The organism is Bacillus litorisediminis, assembly GCF_022808645.1.
Lineage (GTDB): Bacteria > Bacillota > Bacilli > Bacillales > JC228 > Bacillus_BF > Bacillus_BF litorisediminis.
This window is the reverse complement of sequence record NZ_JAKZKT010000021.1, coordinates 33,574-60,093: the sequence shown is the minus strand read 5'-3', so window position 1 is coordinate 60,093 and position 26,520 is coordinate 33,574. Positions and strand designations below refer to the sequence as shown.

The following is a 26,520-nucleotide window of genomic DNA, read 5'->3' as shown; positions in this document are numbered from 1 at the left end:
TGTATAGTATTTTTTCGTAAAGGAAATGTGGGGGAGGCTCACTTGTTTTCCTTTGGGTTGAAACGCAAGAACCGTCCCCTTGTTTCATTATCGAATTTCTAATACGCGATCAATTTCGCGGCCATATCCGTCTACTTCTATGCGGTCTTTGTATACGCGGACTACGGAGTAAGAGTTGGTGTCAGCGGTTTCGACCATTCCTTGGAGGTTTACATAGTGAATTCCGTTTTTAACTGCGTAATTGCCGGCATGGTTATGTCCGTTGAAGTAGGCAACGACATTGCCAGCGGCTTCAAGTTCCTGAATGACTGCTTCATCATTCCATACATTGTGCTCATTTTCAGGGTATACAGGCATGTGTGCGAAGACTATAACTTTTTCTTGTGCCTGTGCTGCCTTTTCTAGTACACCGCGGAGCCAGGTTAGCTGCTCATGGCTGATACCGCCATTCCAGGTTTGGGCATTGATTTCATTATTTTCTTTTAAAGAATTGTACATGATTTGTGCTTCTTGATACTTTTCTGAACCTGCTGGGTTCGCATATAAACTGAGATCGTTTGTATCGAGCACTACAAAGCGCCAGTTCTTGTATTTAAAATCATAATATTGATTTGGCATATCGAGAAGGTCGACCACCTGGTCTGTTGTTACAGGGAAATCGTGGTTGCCTAACACATGATATTTACGGCTTTCAATCGTGTTGTAGATTGGAAGAATGGTTGAGAAGCTGGAAAGGTTACGGTCAATCAAATCACCTGTTTGAACAGTGAAATCCACATCTTCTCTGTTAAATGTTTGAGACGCCTCCATAAGCTTGTCCAATGAATTTCTGTAGAAACGTGTACCGCTCACTTCACAGTCGCAATACTGGACATCCGGGACAAGTCCAAATTCGAGTTTTGGCTTTTCGCTGCCGCTGGCTGCCGCAGGGCTCACTGCCGTAAGAACCATCCCAATTGCAGCTGCCGCAGTCCAGCATTTTAATTTGGTTCTAACTCTTTTTTCTTCTTTTTTACGATTAAACATAAAGATAGATTCTCCTTCCTTTTTTTAGGTGATGCCTTTTTTATAGTAGCCTATTTAAAAAAGGAATTCGGCTAATTTACTGTATTTTTTAAATACTTTTATAAATTTTACACGAGTGAAAATTAATTTAAATATTTCTTATAAACTCATACCAGTTCCTGTTTGATTCCTGATCCTCCTCCTACAGAATCAATACATGAAAGCAGGGGAAGCTTCACAATGCTATAAAGCAATCAGGAGTTCTCCTCTTTTCATCAAATTAAAAAAGGGTGAAACGGAAGAACCGTCCCCCTGATTCACTCCTTAACAGCGCCGGCAGTCGAACCTTCAATCAGACGCTTTTGAAAGATTAAATAGAAGATGGTAACAGGAATAAAGGACATGACAAGACCTGCATAAAGCGCTCCCCAGTCTGTATGATATTGTTGCACCATCATAATATTTGCTAGTTTAAGCGGCAAGGTCTTAAACTGTTCTTCATTGATTAAAATTAATGCGAGAATATATTCGTTCCAAATGCCTACAAAATTAAAAATGGCAGCCGAAATCAAACCTGGTTTCGCTAATGGAAACATGACTTTCCAAAATAATGTAAACGGTCCGCATCCATCAATGATCGCTGCTTCCTCTAATGAATATGGAATTTGTTTAAAAAAAGCTGTTAACATAAAGATTGTGAACGATAAGGAATAAGCGGTATAAACCATGATTAACCCATGGAAAGTATTCACTAAATGTAAATCGTTCATTAATAGGAATAGCGGAGCCATTGCCAGGAATGTAGGCAACATTAGTCCCATTAAAAATGTGTTTTCAATGGCAACGCGAAAGCGAAATTTTTTTCTGCTTAGTACATAAGCCGCCATTGCAGAAACCAGGACTATTAACGTGACAGAAATCAAGGTTACAATCACGCTGTTAATAAATCCCGTGCCGAACCCAGCCTCACTCCATGCCCTGATGTAGTTATCAAAAGCAAACTCACGGGGAAATGATAAAGGCTCTAACAATATGTCAGCTGAAGCTTTAATTGAGTTAACAAATACCCAAATAACAGGAATAATAATGAATAGTGATACGATTGCCAGAATGAAATGATTTCCGATCATTCTCACTGTTTTTTTCATCCCTCACCCCTCCTCGTTATCCTCAACGTGAGCAAGGAAGCAATCAGAGTCAGAACTAAAAATACCACCCCAATCGCAGAAGCATACCCAAAGTTAAAGTTTGTAAAGGCCTGTTCATACATATAGAGTGAGATTGGCTGAGTAGAGCGGTTTGGTCCGCCAGCCGTTAACAATTGCGGCATCTCAAAAACCTTTAATGTGTTTATTAAGGTAAAAATAATAACCACTTGCAAAATATCCTTGAGCATTGGCAATGTGATAAAGATTGCCTGTTGAAATTTGGATGCCCCGTCTATTTCGGCTGCTTCTAAAAGATCTCGGGGTATGTTTAAAATAGCCGCTAAAATTAAAATGCTATAAAATCCCACCATACTCCATACGTTAACAAAAACAACACTTTCAAATGCAGTCTCTGATCTCCCTAGCCATTCATTTTTCAAACTGTCTAAACCAGCCAAATCTAATATTCCATTTAACATGCCGCTAACCGGATTAAAGATGGTGGCCCAAAGCATCGCTATTGCAACTCCTGGCAAAATATATGGGAAGAATGTAATCGACCGATAGATATTAAACCATTTTGTTTTGATAAAGTGAGAAATCGTTAAAGCAATAACGATTGATAAAATTAAAACTAGCGGAATCTGAAATAATATATATTTTCCTGTAACCATAAAGGCATTAATAAAATTTTCATCTTCCAGCATCCGTTTATAATTTTCAGATCCTATCCATGTTTTGGTTCCAATTCCCCGCCAATTATAAAAGCTCATACGAAGTGCGTTAAAAGATGGATACATAACAAAAGTGATGTACAACAAAGAAGCCGGTAATAAAAACAGAAATATGAACCATCTTTCACCTTTGTTCCTCATTGTCCCACTACCTTTCAAAATAAAGAGGTCTAAAAACAGTTAGACCTCTCATTACTAACCTTACAATCACCAGGAGATTTCTACCTTTTCTATATTCGAGTCATTTCTTGTTTGCTCTGCATACTCCTCAGCTTGCTTTACAAATTCCTCTGGCGTTATTTCTCCTAACATTAAGCTTTGATAAATATTAATAAGATTGTTCGTCATTTCAGGATAAGAGTCATTTATGGCAGTTGGTGCATAAGAACCTTCAGCACCTGACAAAACGTTCAGTGCACTTTTTAGTGCTTCGGATCCAATAGCATCATCTGTTCCTTTAACAACACTTGCGAGACCTTTCATTTTCACCATTTTTTCAACTTCTTGTTCGCTAGATAAGAACTTTAGGAATTCAACCGTTTCTTCTTTGTTTTCGGACCCGCTAGGAATATACCAGGCTCCTCCCCAACCCGTAGATACGGGTGTAAGCTGTTCTCCATTACCGCCAGGATAAGATGGCTGATTGAATGCCCTAAGTTTGAAATCGTCAGGGATTACATCCTTCATTTCGCCTTCTAACCACGAGCCCGCCATCACGAATAATGCTTTTCGCTGAAAAAACAAGGTTTGAGCTTCGGTATGGGAAAGGCCAAAAGTCCCTTCTAAAAACAGACCCTCTTCGACCATTCTTTGTGATTCTTTTGCAGCCTCGACAAATGCTTCGTGTTCCCAGGCCCCTTCTTTTAAATTAAATGCATCAAGAATAACTTGTTTCCCGCCAATCCTTTCAACAAGAGGTAAATAAATCCCGTTCCAGTAGTATCCAGGGTGTAATCCCGGAACGGCAAAGACAGAAATTCCTTGCCTTTCTGCTTGTTCTTTTAAGGCGTATAAATCATCTTGTGTTTCAGGCAATTCCCATCCATTTTCTTCAAACAATTTTTCGTCATACCACCAAATGTAACCTGGTGAGAAAATGGTGGGCAGCCCATAGATTTTCCCTTCTTTTTTCAAATTAAATTGTTCTGTTTCAAAAGTATCAAGCCATTTTTGATCGCTATCATAGGCATTCTCTTGTAAATAATCATCTAATGGCTCTATCATACCTTCGTTAATAACTCCCTGAATATCAAAGCTTGGACCAGGGTTTACCAAATCAGGGACATCCTCGGACAAAAATCTCGTTTGTAATTGGGTATGAATATCAGGACTGGATGTAACTTTTATTTCTACATGATCGTTTAATTCCATGAAGCTTTTTGCTGATTCTTTCACCCATTCTGAACCAAATCCGCCTTCAAACATCATAACTTCTATTTCTACTTTTCCTGCACTATCCTGGTCATTGTCATTACCATTAGAGCTGCAGCCGGTAATTAGAAAAATAGAAGATAAAAGGACTAAAAGCTTTTTCATAAATTAACCCCGCTTTCCAAATTAACATCACTTTGTTATATGTATGTATAATTCGAAATCACCTGTAATATTTCGTTTTAATAGAAAACTGTACTTTATTCCTATTTTCTGATGAAACACAGGGACGGTTCTTGCGTTTCATTTTATTGAAACGCAAGAACCGTCCCTGATGCTTCAAATGTAAAATATATTTGACATTTGGAAATTATATATTACAATTTGTAATGAAGACCTCGAAGGGACGGGATCTGATTTTGGAGGAAATAATAATTAAAAACAAGGTTAAAATTGCCCGTATTGAAAAAGGTGGGCTAACCCAAGGCGACTTAGCTAAGCTAGTTGGAGTTACCAGACAAACGATGAATCTCATAGAAGCACAAAAATACAATCCTACTATTCGGGTTTGTTTGCTTATTAGTAAGCATCTAGAAAAACCTGTTGATGAGTTGTTTTGGATAGAAGAGTAAGGAGGGAGAATGATGCAAATAAACTTATTTGCAATCATCATTGCATCGATCAGTATTTTTGGAATTGTGTATTTACTAACTGCTGATTTACAATGGGGGATTTTAGCAGCACTTGCAATTAGTGTAGCTGGCTTAAAATGGATCAGAATGAAAAGGAAAGAGGCAAATGATGAAATTGAGTACGATGAAAGAGTAAATCTTAATATTAAACGATGTACGATTCAGATTTTTTCGGTGGCCAATTTACTTTTACTGCTTTATTTATTGATTGCCGAACTCATTCTTGAACGCCAAACCATTCCGGTAAACTACCTGATTTTTTATCTAGGTGCTACCTTCTATATTGCCTACTTTATTGGTCCGGCCATTGTGAAACGGAAATAAACTTTCATATGCATGAAACTATACTATTAGGGAGGTACCCCGTATGAATCAGCATTTTATTGTGATCGGTGCTATTCTTTTAGTGCTTGCTTATTTAATCGGGTATAAAAAACAGACATGGCTACTATCTGGTTTTAATTATAGACGTGTGAAAGATCAAAAAAAATTAGCCAGTTTAGTAGGTTCATATAATTTAGCAGCAGGCATTGTTTTTATAATCAGTTCATTCATTGACAATCCGGATGTAGAAATTTTATTGCCAATATTTCTTATGGGATTTGTTGTTTTGCTGGTGTACGTTAATACGAAGATGGTGGAATAAGTTACAGGAAAAAGATCAGGAGTATACACACCTGATCTTTTTTATAAGAGGCTATTCACTCTTTTAAACAGAACTGGAAGAATGAAACACAAGAACCGTCCCCCTGTTTCACCAAACTTCTCTTGCAATCTCTATGACGTGGCGGATTTTGGCCCATTGTTCTTCTTCGGTTAGGATGTTGCCTTCTTCGGTTGAGGCAAAGCCGCATTGAGGGCTGAGGCATAATTGGCTTTTTGGCACATATTGTGACGCCTCTTCAATCCGTTTTTTAATGTTCTCAACTGGTTCTAGCTCAGCAAATTTTGAAGTGATTAAACCTAGTACAATGTGAAGATTGTCGCGTTTTACGTAACGAAGCGGTTCAAATCCGCCTGAACGGTCATCATCATACTCCAGAAATAGCCCGTCTGCCTTTAGTTCACCAAAAATGGTTTTTGCAGCACCTTCATAAGGACCGGTAGCGCTATAAGTTGAGCGGAAATTACCGCGGCAAATATGCATTGTAATCAACATGTCTTCTGGACGGTCTTCAATTGATTCGTTAATGGCTTTAGCAAATAATTGTTTGAGATGTTCCGGCTCCTGTCCCCGCTCGCGAATCATTTGTTCACCTTGTTCAGATAGAAAAACAGCCCATGATGTGTCATCGAGCTGCAAATATCTGCACCCTGCATCATAGAATGCTTGAATTGCCTTCTTATAAGCCTTTGTTATATCGGCTAACAACAACTCTTCATTCGGATAAATTTCTTTATCAATATTGCCTCTATAGAAAAGCATATTAGGGCTAGGAATCGTCATCTTCGCAACATGCTGATCTCCAACAATTGAATGTAAGAATTTATAATCCTCGAGCATTGGATGACCGTCAAAATCGATTTTTCCTACGACACGAATAGAGTGAGCCTTTGTCACAGCCCCATGAAACTGTATTCCCTTTTCCGCTTCATAGCCCTCAACACCAACCAGGTTTTCTAAAAAGTCAAAGTGCCAGTAAGCTCTTCTGAACTCACCATCGGTTATCGAGTGAAGCCCAGCAGCCTTTTGCTTTTCAACTAATTTAATAATCTCCTCATTTTCTATCTCGCGAAGCTGTTCTGCTGAAATCTCTCCCTTATCCTTTTGCAAGCGAGCTTGTTTGATTCGCTCAGGTCTTAAAAAACTTCCCACATGATCCGCTTTGTATGGCGCTTTTACAGTCTTTGTCTCTGTCATTACGTTCTTCTCCCTACCTTACATTTTGTTCAAGGATTCAGAATAAGAAAAGCCTCTTCATAAGAAGAGACCATTTTGATATGTCAGTCATCCTCTTATCTTTCAGGTTCTATAAACCTGCAGGAATTAGCACCTTGTCAATGCTGACAGGTTGCTGAGGTGTCATAGGGCCTTACCCTCAACCTCTCTTGATAAGAAATCATATTCAATTCACAACTATATGTCTGTAATACTACCAACTTTATTTAAAAAAAGAAAGAACTTTTTTAAAATTTCCTTCTTCATGGCAACTGAAAAAATTAAGAGCGTTCTAGTAATACCCAAATCGGCCCCCTCCAAATGGACTGATCCGCCCCAGATTTTAAGTGCTATTTTCCTCTTGCATTTTGCAGATTCTTCGTTTATGGTAATAATCATAGTTCAGTGAAAAAATTGAATATTGGTTCTTATCAAGAGAGACGTAGGGACTGGCCCGATGATGTCTCAGCAACCACCCTAAGATATGGGCAAGGTGCTAATTCCAGTAGGCTAATGCGCCTAGAAGATAAGAGGTACTTAACCATAAACAATATGGACCTTTCATCTTCGAAGGTCCATATTTTTTTGTTTTAACTAATTAAAGGATTACTGAACTAAAAATTTCAGTTTAATAGGGACCTGCTTAAGGAACCATTGCACAAGGAGATGACTACCGATGAGATATGGATTTTGGTTACCGATTTTTGGAGGATGGCTTCGAAATGTAGATGATGAGAAAATGCCTCCAACCTTTGAATATGCCAAAAAAGTCATTCAATCCGCAGAAAATTGGGGTTATGATACGACCTTAATTGCGGAGCTTTACTTAAATGATATAAAAGGACCAGAGCATGATTCACTCGAGGCCTGGTCTACCGCCGCGGCTTTAGCAGCTGTTACGAATAAAATTGAAATCATGACAGCCATACGCCCTGGTTTCCATAATCCTGCCGTAACCGCTAAAATGGCTGCGAATATTGACCGAATCAGTAATGGCCGCTTCACACTTAATGTGGTTTCCGCCTGGTGGGAAGAGGAAGCCCGGCAATATGGAGGAATATTTACAGAGCACGATGAACGCTATGACCGGACTGAAGAGTTTATTGAGGTATTAAAAGGACTATGGACAGAAGATGTGCTTAATTATGAAGGAAAATTTTATTCTCTTAAAAATACACATCTTTTCCCGAAACCAGTACAACGTCCTAACCCGATCCTCTATGCCGGAGGGGAAAGTCCACGCGGCAAACAAGCAATCGTTAACAGCTGTGATGCCTATGTCATGCACGGAGGAACAGTTGAGGAAATAAAACAAAAGATTGATGATATGAAGCATCGCCGAGAAGAAGCAGGGAAAGAGCCATTCCGCTCTTTTGGCATGGCAGCTTATATTATATGCCGTGATACAGAAGAAGAGGCCCGGCAAGAGCTTACGCGAATTACAAATGTTAAAGAATCCAGCGGTTATGCAGGTTATAAAGATTTTGTCGGAAAGTCCCAATTGGAACAGCAAGTTAAACTATATGACTATTCCGTTTCTAACCGAGGATTACGTCCTAATTTAATTGGTACTCCAGAGCAAATCGCAGAACGAATTCTTGCGTTTGAAGAGGCAGGAGTTGATCTGCTTTTACTTCAGTTCTCTCCACAATTGGAAGAAATGGAACGTTTCTCTAGAGATGTCATACCTTTAGTTGAAAAACTGAGAAATAAACAAACGATTTTGTAATACGGAAAAGAGGGGTTAAAATGAGCAAAATTTATGTTCTTCACGAAAACCAAGAGTGGACGGACCACCTTGTCAAAAGATTAGAAGAATTAGAGTTGCCCTATGAACAATGGTTTTTAGACGAAGGTGTGATTGATTTATCACAAGAGCCGCCTGAGGGAGTTTTTTATAGCCGAATGAGTGCGTCCTCCCATACACGGAATCATCGCTTCGCACCTGAAATGACAGAAGCCGTGCTTGCCTGGCTTGAAAGACATGGACGAAGAGTGATTAATGGCACTCGCGCATTAAGACTGGAAGTTAGTAAAGTAAATCAGTACATGGCATTAAACCAATCTGGAATTCGCACACCTAAAACGATTGCTGCGGTTGGGAAAGAACAAATTATCGAAGCTGCGCGCAAGTTGGGTGCACCATCCTTTATTACCAAGCATAACCGGGCTGGTAAAGGACTAGGCGTTCAATTATTTCACACGATTGATGCCCTTCAGGAATACGTGTATGGACCTGCATTTGAATTGCCGGTGGACGGAATTACATTGATTCAGGAATACATCCAGTCCCCTGACTCATCCATTACTCGCTGCGAATTTGTAGGCGGTAAATTTATGTATGCTGTGAAAGTTGACACATCAGAAGGATTTGAACTTTGCCCAGCTGACGCTTGTCAGATTAATGATTTATTCTGCCCTGTTGGTGAACAGGAGGAAAAACCAAAGTTTGCAATTATTGAAGATTTCAATGAAGACTTTATTAAAGATTATGAGCAATGTTTGCAAGAAAATAAGATTGAAGTTGCAGGCATTGAATTTATTCGCGACGCAAATGGCAATGTCTATACCTATGATATCAATACCAACACAAACTATAATTCCGATGCAGAAGCAAAAGCCGGAAAGTTTGGAATGCTGGAAGTCGCTAAATTTCTTGGAGAAGAATTGAGAAAACTAGAGGGAGTTAAGTCGGTTAAAAGTTTATAAGATGGTAAAAACCCTTTCAACTAAAAAGTTGAGAGGGTTTTTTATAGGGATTTAAACAAACGTTTGTTTAACCATGTAGTTAATCCGCAGATATGGGGATTTATAACTTTTTGTTTTTAAAGCAGCCACGCTCCGAAAGCGTTTTCGACAAAATTCGAGTGATTCCAGACACTTTTCCTCTTGCCTTCCGTATATTCATTCTATATATTGTATATAAATGCAATTTTTATATAGGAGTTGGCAACATGAAGGTTGTGACCGGGCCGGGAGAGTATGTTCGCAAGACGAATGTACTTAAGGAAATTGGGCTTTATGTAAAAGAATATGGACAAACAGTATTAGTAATTGGCGGGCAAACAGCATTGTCAGTTGCGGAACCGAAAATAATGAAAAGTCTTGAAAAGAATCAGCTCCCTCTTCTTGGATCAATCCCTTTTAGTGGTGAATGTTCTTGGAGAGAGATTAATAGACTCATTGAAATTGTACAGGAGATCAAGCCTGACGTCCTAATCGGTGTCGGTGGAGGGAAGGTGTTAGATACAGTTAAAGCTGTTGCATTTGCTGCAAAGCTTCCTTTAATTGCAGTTCCTACGATTGCAGCTACCTGTGCAGCCGCTACTCCGATTTCCATTCTCTACGATGATGAGGGCATTTTTATTGAAATCAGCCGCAAATCAAAGGCACCAAATGTAGTTCTTGTCGATATGGAGATTATTCAATCAGCTCCATACCGATTTTTGGTTGCCGGGATTGGCGATACACTCGCCAAATGGTTTGAATCAAGGGCATCTGTTCAAAAAGTACAGCCTAATGCACGAAATCAAAGTGCTGTAAGGCTCGCTCACGGAATCTATCAGCTGCTTTTGGAGCAGGGAGAAGCTGCAATCAATGCTTCTAAGCAAGGCATAGTAACCTCTGCACTTGAAGATGTGGTTGATAGCATTATCCTTGTAAGCGGAAGTGTGAGCGGATATGGCGGCGATGATTGCCGTACAGCAGCAGCACACGCTATTTATTCTGGGCTAACCATTTTCCCTGAAGTTCATCATACCTATCATGGAGAAATTGTAGCTTACGGCATTTTAGCACAGCTAAGCCTTGAAGATAAGCCAAAAGAAGAGATTACGAATCTTATATCTTTTTATCAAAAAGTGGAATTACCCTATCTGCTAGAACAGTTGGGCATTAAAACTCTTTCACCTGCTCAGTGGAAGCAATTAGGCGAGGTATCTGTCACCATCGAGGATATGGCAAATATGCCATTTGAGGTCACTCCTTCTATGGTTATAAACGCAATTCAACACGTCGAGGAAATTGGGAAGTTGGTGAATATACAGTGAAAGTGGAACAATTAGTACGCGAGGTTTATCCGAAGCTGATGCCATATTCCTCTCAGCTTGCAGACCTTCCAGTCGAAGAAATGAAGAAGATTTTAGGAAAACAACAAGTTTTTAAGCTATCATTCAATGAAAATCCATTAGGACCTTCTCCTAAGGCAATTAAAGCTATGCAACAGGCACTCCAAACTTTAAATCTTTACCCTAGTTCAACAGGCACGCTTGTTCAGCAAAAAATTGCAGAAATAGAAGGTGTTCTGCCAGAAAACATCATTTTGTCCAACGGAGCCGATGAAATGATTACGATGGTTGCACAAACCTATCTTGACCCAGGGGATGAAGTCATCATTCCTGAAGTTACCTTTGTTCAATACTTAGCCTCTGCTCATTTAATGGGAGCAACACCTATACTTTCTCCAATGAAAGAGGATTTAGGCATCGATTTACAGGCGATATTAGATCGAATCACAACCAAAACCAAACTAATCTGTCTCTGTAATCCAAACAATCCAACCGGTGCAGTAATCCCGAAACAGGAGCTTGATGCCTTTTTCCAACAGCTTCCGGATCATGTCATTGTAGTCATAGATGAAGCCTATCATGAATACGCGAACGGACCTGAGTACTTCTCTTCGATTCCGTTTGTAAAAGAAAATTATCCTGTGTTTGTGATTCGAACTTTCTCAAAAATTTATTCCATGGCTGCGGCCCGACTTGGTTATGGAATCGGGCCAGAACCAATTGTACATGCAATTCACCAGGTCCGCCCGCCTTTTAATGTCAATAGTGTTGCTCAGGCTGGGGCAGTTGCCAGTCTCGAAGATCAAGAGCATGTTCAAAATGCTCGAAGGATCAATGATACCGGCAAAAGTCTTTTATATGCGGCATTTGAAGAGCTTGGTTTTAAATATATTAAAAGTTATGGAAATTTCGTTTATGTCGATACCGGGTATAACAGTGGCGAGTTATTCACTCTCCTTTCTGAACAATATGGAATTATCGTGCGCGATCTTTCCGGATATGGATTAACGACCTCTCTCAGAATATCTGTTGGTGCAGAGAACGAGCTGGCAGCATTAATGAACGCCTTATATTCTATTTTTCATAAATAAATGAACTGAAGGAGAACCAAGCAATGAAAAAAATAGCATTAGCACTTCTATCTATATTCGTACTATTCGTATTGGCTGCGTGTGGAGCTTCTGAATCCGACAACAACGCAGCTGGCGAACAAGATAGCTCAGCAAAAAAACCTTTAAAAGTTACACTTCCAACGTGGACAGGCTATGGGCCGCTCTTTTTAGCACAAGAAAAAGGATTTTTTGAAAAGCATGGTATTGACGTGGAGCTTTCCATCATTGAAGGATTAGCAGAACGGAAGCAAGCGCTTGCTGGCGGACAAGTTGATGGAATGGCGACTGCATTAGATGTTCAGGTTACAATGGCAGCCGCCGATGTTCCAATGGAGGTTGTCTGGCTATTAGATGACTCCTATGGCGGAGATGGAATTATCGTAAAAAATGAGATCAGCACTGTTGAAGATTTAAAAGGGAAAAAGGTTGCCTTTGAACAAGGATCGACGAGCCACCTTCTTCTGCTTACTGCTTTAGAAGAAGCAGGTTTGACAGATCAAGATGTAGAAATGGTACAGATGTCAGCTGGTGATGCAGGAGCAGCTTTTGTCGCTGGTCAAGTTGATGCAGCCGTCACTTGGGAGCCTTGGTTGTCTAAAGCCTCAGAGGCAAACGGAAAAATTCTCGTCTCAACTAAGGATTTGCCAGGAATTATCGTGGACACCGTCGGATTTAGAAAAAATGTAGTGGAAGAACGCCCTGAGGATATTCAAGCCCTTGTCAATGCAATGGCAGAAGCAATGGATTATTGGAAGGAAAATGAAGAAGAATCCAATCAGATTATGGCTGATGGTTTAAATATTGATGTGGAAGAATTTACTGCTACAGTGAAAGGTCTTAAATTTTTGGATGGACAAGCAAATAAAGAACTATTTGGAACAAGTGAGCAGCAAGGTGATATTTATAGCTCAGCACAAAAAGCTAGTGACTTCTATTTAGAGCAAGGGCTAATCGAAACAGCCCCAAGTGCAGATGAGGTCTTGAACTCAACCTTTGTAGAAGGGCAGTAAACAAGCAAGGAGCGCCTGTCTTGGCCTCCTTTTTTCATTAAGCAATGATGGAGGAGTTCAAAAAATGTGGAAATCAATCTTTACACCTAAGAAGGAAATTTCAAAAAAACTATCAATTGGAGCCGGTTTAACTACCTTTTTCCTATTCATCGTCATCTGGTCTGTTTTAACTTACGGAGGTTTCATAAGTCCTTTGTTCTTGCCTGCACCGGACAAAATAGTTACCACTGCGATTTCAATGTTTCAAGATGGAGAGATTTTGGCTGACATTGGCATTAGTTTTTCCCGTGTCGCTCTTGGCTTTTTATTGGCAGCTGCAATTGGGGTACCACTAGGGATCTTAATGGGCTCTTTGCGCATTTTTCAGGCAGCATTTGAACCATTTATTGGCTTTATCCGTTATATGCCTGCCTCTGCATTTATTCCTTTATTTATCCTTTGGATTGGACTTGGCGAAACCGAAAAAATGGCGGTTATCTTCTTCGGAACCTTCTTCCAGCTGACTTTAATGGTGATGGACGTTACAAAAAATGTACAGAATGAACTGATCGAGGTTTCCTACACGTTAGGAGTTAGCAGAGGCCAATTATTTACGAAGGTTATTTTGCCTGCTTCTCTTCCTGGAATTGTTGATACACTTCGGATTACGTTTGGCTGGGCCTGGACTTACCTGGTTGTAGCCGAAATTGTTGGGGCTTCAAGCGGACTCGGGTATATGATCATGCAAGCCTCCCGCTTCCTAAATTCAGAAGAAATCATTGTCGGAATTTTGATAATTGGTCTTCTAGGTCTACTAACCGATTTGATTTTCAAAACGATCTACCGCTTATCATTTGGCTGGATGAGAAAGGAAGGATAACACCATGACAACAAAGCTAGTAATCGATCAAGTCGGAAAAGTTTTTTCAACGAAAAGTGGAGATGTAGTGGCTCTGAACCAAACCTCCTTTACAGTTGAAGAAGGAGAGTTTGTTACGATCTTAGGCCCTTCTGGGTGCGGAAAGTCTACGATTTTACGAGTCGTTGCAGGGCTGGAAGAGCCTACTTCAGGGAAAGTGCTGGTCGATGGAAAAGAGGTTAAAGGACCAGGTCCTGACCGGGGAATGGTATTTCAAACCTATTCTCTGTACCCTTGGTTAACGGTCGACGAAAACATCTCATTTGGCCTTAAGTTAAAAGGTGTTTCGAAAAAAGAACAGCAGGAAGTGGCCCAACATTATTTAAATATGATTGGTTTAAGCGGATTTGAAAAACATTACCCGATTCAGCTTTCAGGAGGGATGAAGCAACGGGTCGCCATTGCCCGGGCCCTTGCCAATGATCCTGAAATATTACTGATGGATGAACCATTTGGCGCCTTAGATGCTCAAACCCGTTCGATCATGCAGGAAATTCTTCTGAAAGTATGGGAAGAATCGAAAAAAACGATTCTGTTTATCACCCATGATGTGGAAGAGTCTATCTTTTTAGGTGACTCCGTCTACGTTATGACAGCCAGACCAGGACGTCTCAAGGCGAACATTAAAGTCCCTCTTCCCCGCCCAAGAGATTATCAAAGCAAGGCAAGTCCGGAATTCGCTGCATTAAAAGCCGAATTATTGGAATTAATCCGGGAAGAGAGTTTGAAGTCGGTTTAAGCAAAAATTTAGCACTCTATGCTTTTAAAGCAAAGGGTGCTTTTTATATCTAATGGTTTTGTTAATAAACCAAATGTATGTTCTTTGATTAAATACCGGTTTCGGATTGGACATAAAATCCGTTATTCAAGGTGTGTGGCAACTCAAACAATACTTTTAAATTTCCGTAACATATAAAGGAAAATTAATTCTATAAATGTTCCCTCAACGGTGATGATTGTTATAATAATCCTTCCCGCTTCCTCTGGTACATTAATGATTCATAAACAGGAAAATTGTGGCTACCAATAAAGCAAACGTTTTAACACCTTTGTGCCCATTGCTTACCTCTAGTTTTCAACAACCATCAGGGAGCGGCAGGCATTCATTGATTTTTTGCAAATTTTTAATTGAAATGTATGGTAATTCTGCTAATTTTCTATATAATTAGATAGTATTTACATAAATGGGTATAAAGTCATATGCCTATTAACTTATTTCAGAGAGGAAGAATACTTGATGATTTGTCCGAATTGTAGTCATGAAAATGAAGGGGGTAAGTTTTGCGTTAAGTGCGGGACTCAGCTTTCAAGCACATCTGATGAGACTGTGATTGGACCAGATAACCAACCTGTACAAGCACCACACCAAGTTTCCGGAACAAAGGAAGAATATGTGTCTCAACCTGAACCTGCTTCTAACGTTCAAGCGAGCCAGTATGTAGAGGGTGCTAAAAAAATATCAAAGTCTTACTTCAATTCCTTTGTCCAGGTGCTAAAACAGCCTTATTCAGCTTCTGTTAAAGCTGGGGAAGAACAGTTTATTAATGGAATTATTACCATTATTCTTTATTCATTACTGGTGCCTTTAATCATTTACTTTGCATTAAAAGGAGTAATAGGTGATCTAAATGATTTTGGTGCTGAGTTCTTCGGCGAATCAATGGATATTAATCCTCCCTTTGCTGATGTAGTCATTAAACCATTTATCGCTTACGTTATTTTTATTTTTCTAATAGCAGCCTTTTCATTCGTTGCTGTTAAATTAGCCAAAGTTAATAGCAGTTTCAAAGAAATTGTCTCACGTTTTGCCAGCTTCCTAATACCATTTGTAACCATTCTTGCTTTGGCACTTATTTTATCTTTATTAAATGTCAGTCTATTTATCTATTTATTATTCTTTGGCTTAGTTGGTGCGATTTTCTTAGTTCCAGCTTTAGTTGTTACAAGCTATAGCAAGGCATCTCAGGAAGGATTAGATAAGGTTTACGGAATTCTAATAACTTATGTACTAACCTTTATCGCACTGCGCATTATGGGTGAAATGTTATTTGACTCATTGGTAAGTGCATTCTCCAGTATTTTTGGCGGCGGATTTTATTAATCGTCATTTGTTCTGGTTCGGCTTATATTTATTCCAAATTGCTTCCATCGTGCTAACAGCATGAGTTTTCTTAGAAAAACCAAAGTAGCCTGCTTCATAGAAATTTCAAGTATTGACACCCGCAATCAGGGTGTCTTTTTTCTGTAAATTTCGGGACGTGACAGACACGAATCACGGCAAATTGAATTTAAAAAAGAGGAGATCCAATTGATCCCCTCTTTCGGTTTCCCTTCATTTTAAAAGGCGTTTTATCGTAGAGTCTTTAATGCACCGCTCCAAGCAACTACTTGGTCAAGCATGAGGTTTACATTATCAAGGTGCAGATCTTGTGGTTTGAAAACAGAGAAGTTTTCAAAGTCAGTGAATAATGACAATGTTGGATGAGTACGAACATCCGCAACCATTAATTCACCTAGAATTCCACGAAGGTGTTCAGCTGCACGAGCTCCACCTGTTGAACCATAGCTGACAATACCTGCAGCTTTGTTGTTCCAAGCTTCACGAGCCATATCAAGCGCATTTTTAAGTGCTCCTGTAATGCTGTGATTGTATTCTGCTACGATGAATACAAATCCATCAAGACTTGCCAACTTTTCATTCCAAGCAGCGATTCCAGGCTCAGAACCATCTGTTTCTCCTAAGAATGGTAATTTGTAGTCTGCAATGTCTACGATTTCGTATTCAGCATCTCCACGTTTGTCAGCAATTCCTTTTACCCATTCTCCTACTTGTGTGCTAACACGTCCTTGACGAGTAGATCCCAAAATAATACCAATTTTTAATTTATCCATTGGTTTTTCCTCCTCGGTTGTTGTATTGCGAAATAGCTTGTCGAAAAATCCCATTTTATACACCACCTATCGGTACATCTGACATCCTAAAAATACAGCCATAATTGGATTCGTTCCAATTTTCCTTAAAATGAAGGGAAATATATCTTAAATCTCAAATTTGAGAGTTTAAGCCCATTTTATAACTCATAAGTTCCCCGATTTATTTTCATCAAGATTCGCTCTATTGACTATATTAGGTATTTAAAAATAGTACCTATTCACAATTCTCAATTTTGAGATATATGTCCCCTAATAGTCATTAGAGCTCATCCGATAAAAATATTTAAAATTATGGAACTTTATACCCAAGACTATATTCCTGTTTATCTTATATTCGTTTATCTCTAATTGGAGATTTTTGAATACAAGACATATCATAGTATATCCCAATCAAAATTGTCAACTGAAAAGCTTCGATGTAAAATTGTTTCCCGCACCCTCCATTAGCTTACTAAAATCCTTGCCATCATGACTATTAATCTGCTCAATCTTTATTTAACAAGAATCTCCATCTTGTTATCTTCTAGATGTATGCTATAATGTTTTCGTAATTTTATATAGCATTCACTCATATAATCGCGGGAATATGGCTCGCAAGTCTCTACCGGGTTACCGTAAATAATCCGACTATGAGTGAGCAATGGAAGATGTCCGATTTACGGATTATTTTCATCCCTAAAGATGTTAGCTCAGAAGGGCATTGCTTCACTCTGTATAGATGTGAATGTAATGATCTTTTGGGCTTTTTTTATGCCCCAAAGATCGGAGATTACTATTTTAATAAAGGGGGCATAATCATTGAAATTGCTTCATGAAAAAATCAGACAAAACGGGAAAGTATTGTCTGATACCGTTTTAAAAGTGGATTCTTTTCTTAATCATCAAGTCGATCCACAGCTAATGAAGGCGATAGGCGATGAATTTTATCTGCGTTTTCGCCATGATGGGATTACAAAGGTTCTTACATTAGAATCATCCGGGATTGCACCTGCGATGATGACAGCTTTGAATTTTGGAGTTCCGTTTGTATTTGCCAAAAAAAGAAAACCGCTGACATTAGTCGATGATTTATTCACCGCAGAGGTTTATTCTTTTACAAAGCGGGAAACCAACACAATTTCTATTTCTAAGGAATATATAAACGCAGGAGACCGGGTGCTGATTATAGATGATTTCCTCGCAAATGGGGAAGCTGCATTCGGCCTGCTAGAATTAGTCAAAAAGGCTGGGGCTGAAACAAAAGGTATTGGAATTGTGATTGAAAAAGCATTCCAATCAGGCAGAAAACGTTTAGAAGAACAAGCTATTCGTGTTGAATCTTTGGCGCGAATCAGCTCATTAGAAGCTGGAAATGTCCAATTTTTAGAGGAGGTAGACTATGAGAAAACAGCCATTTAAATTAGTTTCCTTAAGCATTCAACACGTATTAGCGATGTATGCTGGTGCTATTATTGTTCCGCTGATTGTTGGCGGAGCTTTAGGTATGACTGGTGAACAGCTGACCTACTTGGTATCCGTTGATATTTTAATGTGTGGAATTGCTACGGTTTTACAGGTATGGAAAAACAAATTTTTCGGAATCGGCTTACCAGTTGTACTTGGATGTACATTTACAGCTGTCGGTCCAATGATTGCCATTGGCGGTGAATATGGTGTTGGAGCTGTCTATGGTTCAATCTTACTATCAGGGTTATTTGTCATCCTCATTTCCGGGGTATTTGGAAAGCTTGTTCCTTATTTTCCGCCGGTTGTCACAGGATCTGTTGTAACCATTATTGGAATTACCTTGATTCCAGTTGCGATGAACAATATGGCAGGCGGTCAGGGTAGTGAAAACTTCGGGGCCCTTCCTAATCTTGCACTAGCTCTTGGAACTTTGGTATTTATTATTCTTTTATTCCGATTCTTCACTGGCTTTATCCGTTCCATTGCAATTTTACTCGGGCTTATATTAGGAACTGTTGCTGGCGCATTTATGGGGATGGTTGACTTTACACCTGTTGCTGACGCATCTTGGTTTCACATGGTAAAACCGTTCTATTTCGGCACACCAACGATCGAATGGACAGCAGTGATTACAATGATTCTCGTTGCACTAGTTAGTTTAGTAGAATCGACAGGCGTCTATTTTGCCCTGAGTGATATCTGTGAAGAAAATATTACAGAAAAAGACGTTGCGCGGGGCTATCGTGCTGAGGGATTGGCCATTGTATTAGGCGCCATTTTCAATGCATTTCCTTATACAACTTATTCGCAAAATGTAGGACTGATCCAGCTTTCAGGGGTTAAAACAAAGAAGATTATTTATCTGACTGGGGCTCTCCTTATTCTTCTTGGCTTAGTTCCAAAAATCGGAGCCTTTACAACCATCATTCCAACACCTGTTTTAGGAGGGGCAATGGTCGCGATGTTCGGCATGGTTGTTGCCTATGGAATTAAGATGTTAGGCCGGGTTGACTTTGGTAAACAAGAAAACCTATTAATTATTGCATGTTCAGTTGGAATGGGACTAGGAGTAACGGTGGTACCAGACATTTTCTCTAAACTGCCTGAAAGTGTACAGATACTGACCGATAACGGAATCGTTGCCGGAAGTGTTACAGCTATCATTTTGAATATTATTTTTAATGTAATTCCTTCTAAAAAGGCAGTGTTGGCACATCCAATTGCTGAGGAAAAAGTATCTTAATAGATTAGGTAAAGCCTGGCTGATATGGAGCCAGGCTTTATTTTTAATAATACTATTTTCGTATTTTAAAAAATCCCCTCTGCATCAGCTGGCAGTTCCCTTACACGTTTAAGGTACTTCATCATGTTTGTATCATCAGCAATTGGGTATGTAAACGATAAATTTTCAGCAATTTCTTTAGCTAATTTCCGAAACAAATCACACGCAACAAATATAGAGGCCCACATGTTGTCATAATGACTGTCAGAATAAGTTTTCTTATACATCTCCCAATAGTGTTCAGGAAGAAATTTTTTAAAATACTTCCCGAGCTTACCTGGTGAAACTCGAAAATCATGCTTCATCCCAATCCACCATGAAACAACACAATCGAGCATGGCCTTACTTGTATATTCAAACATGAGTTTTGCATATGGCAATTCATCACGCCAAATGCCTTTAGCGACGTTTTGCAAGCACCACCAAAATTCGTTGCAGCAGATGATAAACTCTGCTTCAGTAGGCTTTTTTACATGATAATCAATATCTGTAGGTGCACCAATCCTTGGTAAAATATTATCTTTATCTAATAAAGGAATTGTCAGTTTATCGCTGCCGTACCCTTCTAGCATGGCTTCTATTGTTTCGATATGAAGGTCTATCCGATTTCCATCTGTAAAAAGCATGAGATATGTATAAGACCGATCGAAATCCATCTCTTTTCCTAAGAGCTTATTATTTTTATCTGGTTCTTGAATAATCAGCAAATCTCCAAACACATGAATCCAGTTCATATCTTTTAGAAAAGATCCCGTTTCGTTTACCACATACACAATATCGTAGTCTTGAAAAATATCTTTTGGCACATTTGGATTGGTTCTTGACCCGTTCATATAAACAGCCCGAATTCGTTCATCCTTTTCGGCTACCCCTATAATTAAATCAAACATTTCCTTGTCGCTTCTCAAAACTTGATTCACCTCTTTTATTAAGTACATGGTGAAATCCATTAGAATGGCCAAGTACCCGTCTCACCAATAACTTCGACCTAATTATTTCATTTCTGGTGCATGATCAGGATTTGCGGCATACGCTGAAACCATTTCGATGGGAAACTGAATTTTTATTTCGGTCATTACGTCTACCATTTTTATCACCTTTTACGTATGTAGCCTTTATTTAAAACGATTTCCATAGCAAAAGATCCGCGTGCTAGAAATTTTTAAAAAACTAAGTAAACAATTCCACTCCCCGTTCACTCAAAAAGCTTAAAGCTTTTTCAGTTGAAACCCTGGATATTCCAGCCTTTTCTTCAATCAGCTGAATCCATTCTTCTCTATTCTCATAAATTTTTTCGAACTGCTCTCCATTTGGTTTATGGACTGTGTATGTCGAATTCATGATTTGATGCCGCTCCTCATTTGGATACCATGTAACTTCGATTTTACGGAAAAGACGGTTTTCTGGTATATCCGTGTAAGACCGCTGCAGCCAGTAGTTAAATTCTTCCCTAGTCAGCTTGCGAAGGTAAAGCGTCTTTGTGACAATCGGCTTCCCTCCATCCAGGACTCGAGTCCAAACAATTCCTCCATCCTCTGACCGCTCAAAATAAGAGGTTTCATACATTGTTTCCACTATCCAATCTCCCTTCTTAATCGGGATCGGTTCAAAAAACGGTCCAGCATACCCAGCGTCAACCAGATATTCATCTCCTTTCCATTTGAGCCAAATCGCAATATGCCCTTTTTCAACTGGAACGAGTTTAACATCATATCCTAACCAATCTAAAAGCTGAACATAACGGCCATTCAATACATAACAATTGCCGCCCCATCCTAATTTGTCATGCCGCTCTAAGAATTCCGAAACACTCGGAATTCTCTTTTTGAAATTTTCGTCCGCAAGAGTATATTTGCTAATCAGTTCAAACGGAAACGTATGTAAATGTGCTCTTGTTAATTCTTCTATTTGTTTTAGTGAATTTCCTTTTACCGTGCCAATTCCTAGCTTATTTAAATAGTCTCTCAAACTTATATCCTCCCTCTGCCATTTATGCCAGCTAGAATTATACAAACGTTTGTTTAATTAAATTGAATAGACCAACATAAGCATTAACGTCAGTTTACCATAAAAAAAAGAATAGATTGGAAAATATATCCGTACAGATTAAATAAAAGTTTAATGAAAATTCCATGCAAAAGTATTTCTTTTCAAAACATGGGAAAATTACAAATGATATATGGAAAAGGAGGATATTGCTGTGAATAATTTAACCGAACTTGAGGTTGAAAATTTGCGTCATCTCATTGGCGGACATGCGACAGTCGCAAAAAAATTAGAAACCTATGCCCAAAGCTGCACAGATCCGCAATTAAAAACAATGCTGCAAAGGGATGCCCAATCAGCTAGACAAGCTCAACAGCAACTATTAAATTTTTTAGGATAAGGTGGGATGATCATGTTACAAGATAAGGATATCGTCAGTGATTATTTAGCAGGATTAAACGCGAGCCTAACGGGGTATGCGAGCTATATTAGCGAATCAAATAATCCCCAGCTACGGCAGGTTTTAATTCAATTAAGAAATCAAGATGAAGCGCGCCAAAGAGAGCTATATGAATTCGCACTCCAAAAAGGATACTATCAGCCATCTGCTCCTGCTTCACAAGAAGTGGTTCAGCAGCTAAAATCTCAATTAATGTCCGGACAATAATACCATTTAACTGGGAAAAATGAATGAATCCTGATGACTAGCTGCCCTATGGCACAAATTCTCAAGAATCAATTTGTGCCATAGGTTTTTTATTTTTATAAAAAGCTCTTTTCGTAAGCTTTGTTGGCATTGCTACCAATTTGTGTACTACATAAAGGTCGATCGGATAGGCTTCATACATCCCAACGAAATCCACTCGAATCGTGCGGATTTGAACAGAATTGCACGCATTTTAATCGTTTCGTGTTCGAATCAGGGGCTCATTCGGACAGACTCACTGATTTTCACGATTTTCCTGTCCGAATCAGGGGTTCATTCGGACTGCTCCTCTGAATTCTACGCTTTTCCTGTCCGAATCAGAGGTTCATTCGGACTACTCCTCTGAATTTTACGCTTTTCCTGTCCGAATCACAGGCGCATTCGGACTGCTCCTCTGAATTCTACGCTTTTCCTGTCCGAATCAGGGGTTCATTCGGACAGACTCACTGATTTTTACGTTTTTCTTGTCCGAATCAGGGGTTCATTCGGACAGACTCACTGATTTTCACGCTTTTCCTGTCCGAAGCAGAGGTTCATTCGGACAGACTCACTGATTTTTACGCTTTTCCTGTCCGAATCAGAGGTTCATTCGGACAGACTCACTGATTTTTACGCTTTTCCTGTCCGAATCAGGGGTTCATTCGGACAGACTCACTGATTTTCACGATTTTCCTGTCCGAATCAGGGGTTCATTCGGACTGCTCCTCTGAATTCTACGCTTTTCCTGTCCGAATCAGAGGTTCATTCGGACAGGCTCACTGATTTTCACGATTTTCCTGTCCGAATCAGAAGTTGATTCGGACAGCCTCACTGATTTTCACGATTTTCCTGTCCGAATCAGAAGTTGATTCGGACAGCCTCACTGATTTTCACGATTTTCCTGTCCGAATCAGAAGTTCATTCGGACAGCCTCACTGATTTTTTCGCTTTTCCTGTCCGAATCAGAGGTTCATTCGGACAGCCTCACTGATTTTTACGCTTTTCTTGTCCGAATCAGAAGTTGATTCAGACAGACTCACTGATTTTCACGCTTTTCTTGTCCGAATCAGGGGTTCATTTGGACAGCCTCACTGATTTTTACGCTTTTCCTGTCCGAATCAGAAGTTGATTTGGACAGCCTCACTGATTTTTACGCTTTTCCTGTCCGAATCAGAGGTTCATTCGGACAGCCTCACTGATCTTTACGCTTTTCCTGTCCGAATCAGAGGTTCATTCGGACAGCCTCACTGATTTTTACGCTTTTCTTGTCCGAATCAGGGGTTCATTCGGACTGCTCCTCTGAATTCTACGCTTTTCCTGTCCGAATCAGGGGTTCATTCGGACTGCTCCTCTGAATTCTACGCTTTTCCTGTCCGAATCAGGGGTTGATTCGGAAAGGCTCTGTCCGAATCACAGGCGCATTCGGACTGCTTTCCTTAATTCTATGCCTTTCCTGTTCAAATCAATAGCTTTATAAAACCACTACTGTCGAAAAAACCACAATCTTTTCGAAAAAGAATTAAAAACAAACTTTCTTTCCAATATTTATATTAAATTCCACCATATCCTTTATAATCAAAAGGAACGACTTTTTACTCTACCATCACATTTCAGCTCATAATAAAAGTTGTGTACATTTCTCAAAAGGTGTTGTGGCTATTGAGTTCTCATCATATTTTAAGAAACTCTTCGTTTGTATTTGTGTGGATTGGAAATGCAGTTTCTGAGTTAGGAGGAGCATTCGGAACGTTTTGTAATTCTATATTAATTTATCAACTGACAGGCTCGACGATGGCATTAGGGAGTATGTGGCTGCTATACTTTATCCCCTCCCTTCTTCTCCAGCTTTTCATTGGTCCCTTTATTGACAGATGGAGCCGCAAGTGGACCATGATTTGTTCCCAATGGATAAGAGGACTGATATTTCTCTTGCCGCTCATCTCATTAATTGCTGGTGTATTGGAAGCCTGGCATATTTTCGCCGTTCAAATCATCGTTGGTTTAATCACTCCTGTGTACACCCCTGCCAACCAAGCCATTACTCCCACGATTGTTTCAAAAGACCAATTAAGTACGGCTAACGGCTATATTGATGGTACTGTTCGATTAATGACCTTTTGTGCACCGCTTTTAGGCGGTATTGTGGTAGAGAATATCGGTGTTAAACCTACACTCATTGTAGTCAGTGTCTTGTTGATTATAAGCGGCACACTGCTGCTTTTTATAAAGGAAAACAGAGGTACTTTGCCTATTCGGAAATCTTGGCTTCATCAATTCTTAGAGGGGATTTCGTATTTCTTCGGACAGCCCGTCATTGTCTGGTTAGGTGTTTTTCTAGCATTTGTACAATTTGGAGTTGGCGTGACGATGGTAGTTACCCTTCCCTATATAACGGAAGAATTATCGGGTACTTATGCCCAATATGGGTATTTTATGGCTGGGTTTCCGCTTGGCTATGTCATCGGTTCTTTGTTAGTCGGGAAGATCCACTTTAAAAGCCGCAGAATGCTGATGTTAGGATCTTTAGTGGTTGGCGGATTTACCTTTATATCGTTAGGACTTAACTCTAGTATTGCTTTCGCAATTTTTACAGAGGCTGTGGCGGGAATTGCGATGGCATTCTTTGGTGTCCACAATATCACGATTTGTCAGCAGGCCGTTCCCAATGAGCTAATGGGAAAAGTATCATCGGTTCGCCTTTTTATTATTAGGGGAGCCATGCCTCTCGGGGTCATTGCAGGCGGTGTTCTAAGTGAGTTATGGGGAATCCGGCCATTATATTTTTTCATCGGCACTATCATTTGTACGGTGTCCCTGTTAGGAATGATACTGCCTTATTTTAAGTTCATTGATCACGTTAAACTGGAAGCAGAGGTAAAACAGATCTAACTTTTTTGCGTATGAGCACCATTTACATTTTGAGCGGATTCGCTTAAAAAAGAGACGCATATACAGCTGCGTCTCTTTTGGTATGCTTTAAAGAGATCATTAAGAAACTTCTCCTTTAACAAGCGGGAAAGTAAAGGTATATTCGGTTCCCTTGTTTACTTCACTCTTAATCTCTATTTTTCCGTTCATTTTTTTAATAATAGCGAATGTAACCATTGTGCCAAGCCCTGTCCCCTTCTCTTTGGTTGAATAATAAGGTGTCCCGAGCTTGTTTATTTGTTCCTGCGTCATTCCTACACCCGTATCACGTATCCTTACAACTACAGATTCACTTAACTTAATCACTTCAAGAGAAAGAGTGCCTCCCTTCTCCATTGCTTCAATTGCATTTTTGCCGATATTGATTAAGGCCTGTCTAAACTTATTTCTATCCCCGATAATATATGTTTCATAGCCATTGGAGAAGTCTGTCTCTACATTTATATTATTATAGTTGGCGTAGGTCATAAGGACACTCATTAAATGATTCATTTCATTCGTCACATTAATTTTCTTCGTAATCGTCTCATCTGTTTTTGCTAGAGAAAGATAATCAGAAATAATAAGGTCGGCCCGGTTTAATTCTTCCAAACATATATCCATATAATATTCTTTCTTTTCATTTTCAATTAGGTCTGAGCCTAATAGTTGAATAAAGCCTTTCACAGTGGTCAGAGGGTTCCGTATTTCATGTGCGACCGATGCAGCCATTTCACTTACCATCTTAATTTTCTCACTTTTATAAATTTCATCCTGGATGTAGTAATACTGAATCAGAAGTTCTATCAAATAAACTACCACTCCGATAATGAAGGCCTGTACAATATATGTCTGTATGGTTTCTATAATATTGTTTATGATTGTATCGGCGCTTCCTAACAGTAACAGATAAATATTGATTGTAAGCAGTTTCATAACTGTACAAAGGATCACAGCCATAATTATTTTATGCTTTATTTTTAAAGGATTATATTTTTTAAGTGTCAAAAGAACAATGATTACTATTGGTAAAATGGAAACGATGTAGATCAGCATGTGAGGGTTTCCGAGAATCCACCGGTACATAACCAGCAATCCAAATAAAATGAGAGAGACTACCGGTCCCCCATAAAGCGAACCCAGTATCACAATAACTGATCGAAAATCATAGATGACTCCTTGGATATTAATAGGTACAGTCATAACGATTATTAAGATAACAGAAAAAAGAACAGCCAATAATGAGCGGTATAAAATTATATTGTTTTTACATTTATAAATGTAGGGATAAAAGACTAATGGAGAAAAAATAAAGAAAACAATTAATAAAATATCCTTCAGGTAAGTGACCATTAAAATGCCCC

At 39.3% G+C, this 26,520-nt stretch carries 25 protein-coding genes and 3 riboswitches; of the genes, 16 read left to right on the top strand and 9 right to left on the bottom strand.

The window, feature by feature from the left end:
* Window positions 1-87: 87 nt before the first annotated feature.
* The 4 genes from MLE14_RS12370 to MLE14_RS12355 all read right to left on the bottom strand — a co-directional run bounded on the left by MLE14_RS12370 (window position 88) and on the right by MLE14_RS12355 (window position 4,423).
* On the bottom strand, window positions 88-1,026 hold the full coding sequence (locus MLE14_RS12370) for a metallophosphoesterase (RefSeq protein WP_243298689.1): 939 nt from the start codon (window positions 1,024-1,026) through the stop codon (window positions 88-90).
* Between the two features lie 296 nt (window positions 1,027-1,322).
* A complete protein-coding gene (locus MLE14_RS12365) occupies window positions 1,323-2,153 on the bottom strand; it encodes a carbohydrate ABC transporter permease (RefSeq protein ID WP_243298688.1) in 831 nt (276 codons plus the stop codon).
* Complete coding sequence (locus MLE14_RS12360) at window positions 2,150-3,028, bottom strand: carbohydrate ABC transporter permease (protein ID WP_243298687.1); 879 nt, start codon at window positions 3,026-3,028, stop codon at window positions 2,150-2,152. The genes MLE14_RS12365 and MLE14_RS12360 overlap by 4 nt, the downstream gene beginning before the upstream one ends.
* Window positions 3,029-3,094: 66 nt before the next feature.
* A complete protein-coding gene (locus MLE14_RS12355) occupies window positions 3,095-4,423 on the bottom strand; it encodes an extracellular solute-binding protein (protein WP_243298686.1) in 1,329 nt (442 codons plus the stop codon).
* A 254-nt stretch (window positions 4,424-4,677) separates the two neighbouring features.
* Here MLE14_RS12355 and MLE14_RS12350 point away from each other — a divergent pair, with 254 nt between their 5' ends.
* Genes MLE14_RS12350 through MLE14_RS12340 form a run of 3 tightly spaced genes read left to right on the top strand, consistent with a single transcriptional unit; the run spans window position 4,678 to window position 5,596 of the window.
* Window positions 4,678-4,890, top strand: a complete 213-nt coding sequence (locus tag MLE14_RS12350) for a helix-turn-helix transcriptional regulator (protein ID WP_243298685.1) — start codon at window positions 4,678-4,680, stop codon at window positions 4,888-4,890.
* Between the two features lie 12 nt (window positions 4,891-4,902).
* A complete protein-coding gene (locus tag MLE14_RS12345) occupies window positions 4,903-5,274 on the top strand; it encodes a hypothetical protein (protein ID WP_243298684.1) in 372 nt (123 codons plus the stop codon).
* 43 nt (window positions 5,275-5,317) lie between these two features.
* On the top strand, window positions 5,318-5,596 hold the full coding sequence (locus tag MLE14_RS12340; protein ID WP_243298683.1) for a DUF3784 domain-containing protein: 279 nt from the start codon (window positions 5,318-5,320) through the stop codon (window positions 5,594-5,596).
* A 108-nt stretch (window positions 5,597-5,704) separates the two neighbouring features.
* Here the strand turns inward: MLE14_RS12340 and MLE14_RS12335 are convergent, their stop codons facing one another.
* On the bottom strand, window positions 5,705-6,811 hold the full coding sequence (locus tag MLE14_RS12335) for a 5-methyltetrahydropteroyltriglutamate--homocysteine S-methyltransferase (RefSeq protein WP_243298682.1): 1,107 nt from the start codon (window positions 6,809-6,811) through the stop codon (window positions 5,705-5,707).
* 92 nt (window positions 6,812-6,903) lie between these two features.
* Window positions 6,904-7,009: riboswitch (SAM riboswitch) on the bottom strand.
* A gap of 245 nt (window positions 7,010-7,254) precedes the next feature.
* A riboswitch (SAM riboswitch) is annotated at window positions 7,255-7,362 on the top strand.
* Window positions 7,363-7,505: 143 nt separating this feature from the next.
* Between MLE14_RS12335 and MLE14_RS12330 the strand changes: the two genes are divergently transcribed.
* The 8 genes from MLE14_RS12330 (at window position 7,506) to MLE14_RS12295 (ending at window position 16,017) form a co-directional block, all read left to right on the top strand.
* Window positions 7,506-8,558: an LLM class flavin-dependent oxidoreductase gene (locus tag MLE14_RS12330; protein WP_243298681.1), complete on the top strand. Its 1,053-nt coding sequence runs from the start codon at window positions 7,506-7,508 to the stop codon at window positions 8,556-8,558.
* A gap of 20 nt (window positions 8,559-8,578) precedes the next feature.
* Window positions 8,579-9,538 (top strand): ATP-grasp domain-containing protein, encoded by a 960-nt coding sequence (locus tag MLE14_RS12325; RefSeq protein ID WP_243298680.1) that lies wholly within the window; start codon window positions 8,579-8,581, stop codon window positions 9,536-9,538.
* A gap of 245 nt (window positions 9,539-9,783) precedes the next feature.
* Window positions 9,784-10,878, top strand: a complete 1,095-nt coding sequence (locus MLE14_RS12320) for an iron-containing alcohol dehydrogenase family protein (protein WP_243298679.1) — start codon at window positions 9,784-9,786, stop codon at window positions 10,876-10,878.
* Complete coding sequence (gene hisC, locus MLE14_RS12315) at window positions 10,875-11,987, top strand: histidinol-phosphate transaminase (RefSeq protein WP_243298678.1); 1,113 nt, start codon at window positions 10,875-10,877, stop codon at window positions 11,985-11,987. The genes MLE14_RS12320 and hisC overlap by 4 nt, the downstream gene beginning before the upstream one ends.
* 23 nt (window positions 11,988-12,010) lie before the next feature.
* Window positions 12,011-13,018: an ABC transporter substrate-binding protein gene (locus tag MLE14_RS12310; protein WP_243298677.1), complete on the top strand. Its 1,008-nt coding sequence runs from the start codon at window positions 12,011-12,013 to the stop codon at window positions 13,016-13,018.
* Window positions 13,019-13,082: 64 nt separating this feature from the next.
* Complete coding sequence (locus MLE14_RS12305; protein ID WP_243298676.1) at window positions 13,083-13,877, top strand: ABC transporter permease; 795 nt, start codon at window positions 13,083-13,085, stop codon at window positions 13,875-13,877.
* A 4-nt stretch (window positions 13,878-13,881) separates the two neighbouring features.
* Window positions 13,882-14,655: an ABC transporter ATP-binding protein gene (locus tag MLE14_RS12300; RefSeq protein ID WP_243298675.1), complete on the top strand. Its 774-nt coding sequence runs from the start codon at window positions 13,882-13,884 to the stop codon at window positions 14,653-14,655.
* Between the two features lie 498 nt (window positions 14,656-15,153).
* Window positions 15,154-16,017 (top strand): zinc ribbon domain-containing protein, encoded by an 864-nt coding sequence (locus tag MLE14_RS12295; RefSeq protein ID WP_243298674.1) that lies wholly within the window; start codon window positions 15,154-15,156, stop codon window positions 16,015-16,017.
* Window positions 16,018-16,265: 248 nt separating this feature from the next.
* Here MLE14_RS12295 and MLE14_RS12290 read toward each other — a convergent pair whose 3' ends face one another.
* Window positions 16,266-16,862 (bottom strand): NADPH-dependent FMN reductase, encoded by a 597-nt coding sequence (locus MLE14_RS12290; protein WP_243298673.1) that lies wholly within the window; start codon window positions 16,860-16,862, stop codon window positions 16,266-16,268.
* Window positions 16,863-17,398: 536 nt separating this feature from the next.
* Window positions 17,399-17,500: riboswitch (purine riboswitch) on the top strand.
* A gap of 148 nt (window positions 17,501-17,648) precedes the next feature.
* Between MLE14_RS12290 and MLE14_RS12285 the strand changes: the two genes are divergently transcribed.
* Window positions 17,649-18,248 carry a xanthine phosphoribosyltransferase gene (locus MLE14_RS12285; protein ID WP_243298672.1) on the top strand — a complete coding sequence of 200 codons (600 nt, stop codon included), beginning with the start codon at window positions 17,649-17,651 and terminating at the stop codon, window positions 18,246-18,248.
* Window positions 18,229-19,539, top strand: a complete 1,311-nt coding sequence (locus MLE14_RS12280; RefSeq protein WP_243298671.1) for a nucleobase:cation symporter-2 family protein — start codon at window positions 18,229-18,231, stop codon at window positions 19,537-19,539. Before MLE14_RS12285 ends, MLE14_RS12280 begins: the two co-directional genes overlap by 20 nt.
* Window positions 19,540-19,604: 65 nt before the next feature.
* Here the strand turns inward: MLE14_RS12280 and MLE14_RS12275 are convergent, their stop codons facing one another.
* The gene (locus MLE14_RS12275) at window positions 19,605-20,486 is read right to left on the bottom strand and encodes an aminoglycoside 6-adenylyltransferase (protein ID WP_243298670.1); all 882 of its coding nucleotides are present in this window, start codon (window positions 20,484-20,486) and stop codon (window positions 19,605-19,607) included.
* 262 nt (window positions 20,487-20,748) lie between these two features.
* Window positions 20,749-21,546, bottom strand: a complete 798-nt coding sequence (locus MLE14_RS12270) for an arylamine N-acetyltransferase (protein WP_243298669.1) — start codon at window positions 21,544-21,546, stop codon at window positions 20,749-20,751.
* Between the two features lie 232 nt (window positions 21,547-21,778).
* Here MLE14_RS12270 and MLE14_RS12265 point away from each other — a divergent pair, with 232 nt between their 5' ends.
* The 3 genes from MLE14_RS12265 to MLE14_RS12255 all read left to right on the top strand — a co-directional run bounded on the left by MLE14_RS12265 (window position 21,779) and on the right by MLE14_RS12255 (window position 25,138).
* On the top strand, window positions 21,779-21,964 hold the full coding sequence (locus tag MLE14_RS12265) for a hypothetical protein (RefSeq protein WP_097158663.1): 186 nt from the start codon (window positions 21,779-21,781) through the stop codon (window positions 21,962-21,964).
* Between the two features lie 12 nt (window positions 21,965-21,976).
* On the top strand, window positions 21,977-22,231 hold the full coding sequence (locus MLE14_RS12260) for a spore coat protein (RefSeq protein WP_243298668.1): 255 nt from the start codon (window positions 21,977-21,979) through the stop codon (window positions 22,229-22,231).
* 1,677 nt (window positions 22,232-23,908) lie between these two features.
* Window positions 23,909-25,138, top strand: a complete 1,230-nt coding sequence (locus tag MLE14_RS12255) for an MFS transporter (RefSeq protein WP_243298667.1) — start codon at window positions 23,909-23,911, stop codon at window positions 25,136-25,138.
* A gap of 99 nt (window positions 25,139-25,237) precedes the next feature.
* On the opposite strand, the gene MLE14_RS12250 is transcribed toward MLE14_RS12255, so the two are convergent.
* A complete protein-coding gene (locus MLE14_RS12250) occupies window positions 25,238-26,509 on the bottom strand; it encodes a sensor histidine kinase (RefSeq protein ID WP_243298666.1) in 1,272 nt (423 codons plus the stop codon).
* Window positions 26,510-26,520: the final 11 nt, after the last annotated feature.

Excerpts from the sequence above, each read along its gene's own strand:
- MLE14_RS12370 (WP_243298689.1), bottom strand. The coding sequence starts at position 1,026 with ATGTTTAATCGTAAAAAAGAAGAAAAAAGAGTTAGAACCAAATTAAAA.
- MLE14_RS12365 (WP_243298688.1), bottom strand. The coding sequence starts at position 2,153 with ATGAAAAAAACAGTGAGAATGATCGGAAATCATTTCATTCTGGCAATC.
- MLE14_RS12360 (WP_243298687.1), bottom strand. The coding sequence starts at position 3,028 with ATGAGGAACAAAGGTGAAAGATGGTTCATATTTCTGTTTTTATTACCG.
- MLE14_RS12355 (WP_243298686.1), bottom strand. The coding sequence starts at position 4,423 with ATGAAAAAGCTTTTAGTCCTTTTATCTTCTATTTTTCTAATTACCGGC.
- MLE14_RS12345 (WP_243298684.1), top strand. The coding sequence starts at position 4,903 with ATGCAAATAAACTTATTTGCAATCATCATTGCATCGATCAGTATTTTT.
- MLE14_RS12340 (WP_243298683.1), top strand. The coding sequence starts at position 5,318 with ATGAATCAGCATTTTATTGTGATCGGTGCTATTCTTTTAGTGCTTGCT.
- MLE14_RS12335 (WP_243298682.1), bottom strand. The coding sequence starts at position 6,811 with ATGACAGAGACAAAGACTGTAAAAGCGCCATACAAAGCGGATCATGTG.
- MLE14_RS12330 (WP_243298681.1), top strand. The coding sequence starts at position 7,506 with ATGAGATATGGATTTTGGTTACCGATTTTTGGAGGATGGCTTCGAAAT.
- MLE14_RS12325 (WP_243298680.1), top strand. The coding sequence starts at position 8,579 with ATGAGCAAAATTTATGTTCTTCACGAAAACCAAGAGTGGACGGACCAC.
- MLE14_RS12320 (WP_243298679.1), top strand. The coding sequence starts at position 9,784 with ATGAAGGTTGTGACCGGGCCGGGAGAGTATGTTCGCAAGACGAATGTA.
- MLE14_RS12310 (WP_243298677.1), top strand. The coding sequence starts at position 12,011 with ATGAAAAAAATAGCATTAGCACTTCTATCTATATTCGTACTATTCGTA.
- MLE14_RS12305 (WP_243298676.1), top strand. The coding sequence starts at position 13,083 with ATGTGGAAATCAATCTTTACACCTAAGAAGGAAATTTCAAAAAAACTA.
- MLE14_RS12300 (WP_243298675.1), top strand. The coding sequence starts at position 13,882 with ATGACAACAAAGCTAGTAATCGATCAAGTCGGAAAAGTTTTTTCAACG.
- MLE14_RS12295 (WP_243298674.1), top strand. The coding sequence starts at position 15,154 with ATGATTTGTCCGAATTGTAGTCATGAAAATGAAGGGGGTAAGTTTTGC.
- MLE14_RS12290 (WP_243298673.1), bottom strand. The coding sequence starts at position 16,862 with ATGGGATTTTTCGACAAGCTATTTCGCAATACAACAACCGAGGAGGAA.
- MLE14_RS12280 (WP_243298671.1), top strand. The coding sequence starts at position 18,229 with ATGAGAAAACAGCCATTTAAATTAGTTTCCTTAAGCATTCAACACGTA.
- MLE14_RS12260 (WP_243298668.1), top strand. The coding sequence starts at position 21,977 with ATGTTACAAGATAAGGATATCGTCAGTGATTATTTAGCAGGATTAAAC.
- MLE14_RS12250 (WP_243298666.1), bottom strand. The coding sequence starts at position 26,509 with ATGGTCACTTACCTGAAGGATATTTTATTAATTGTTTTCTTTATTTTT.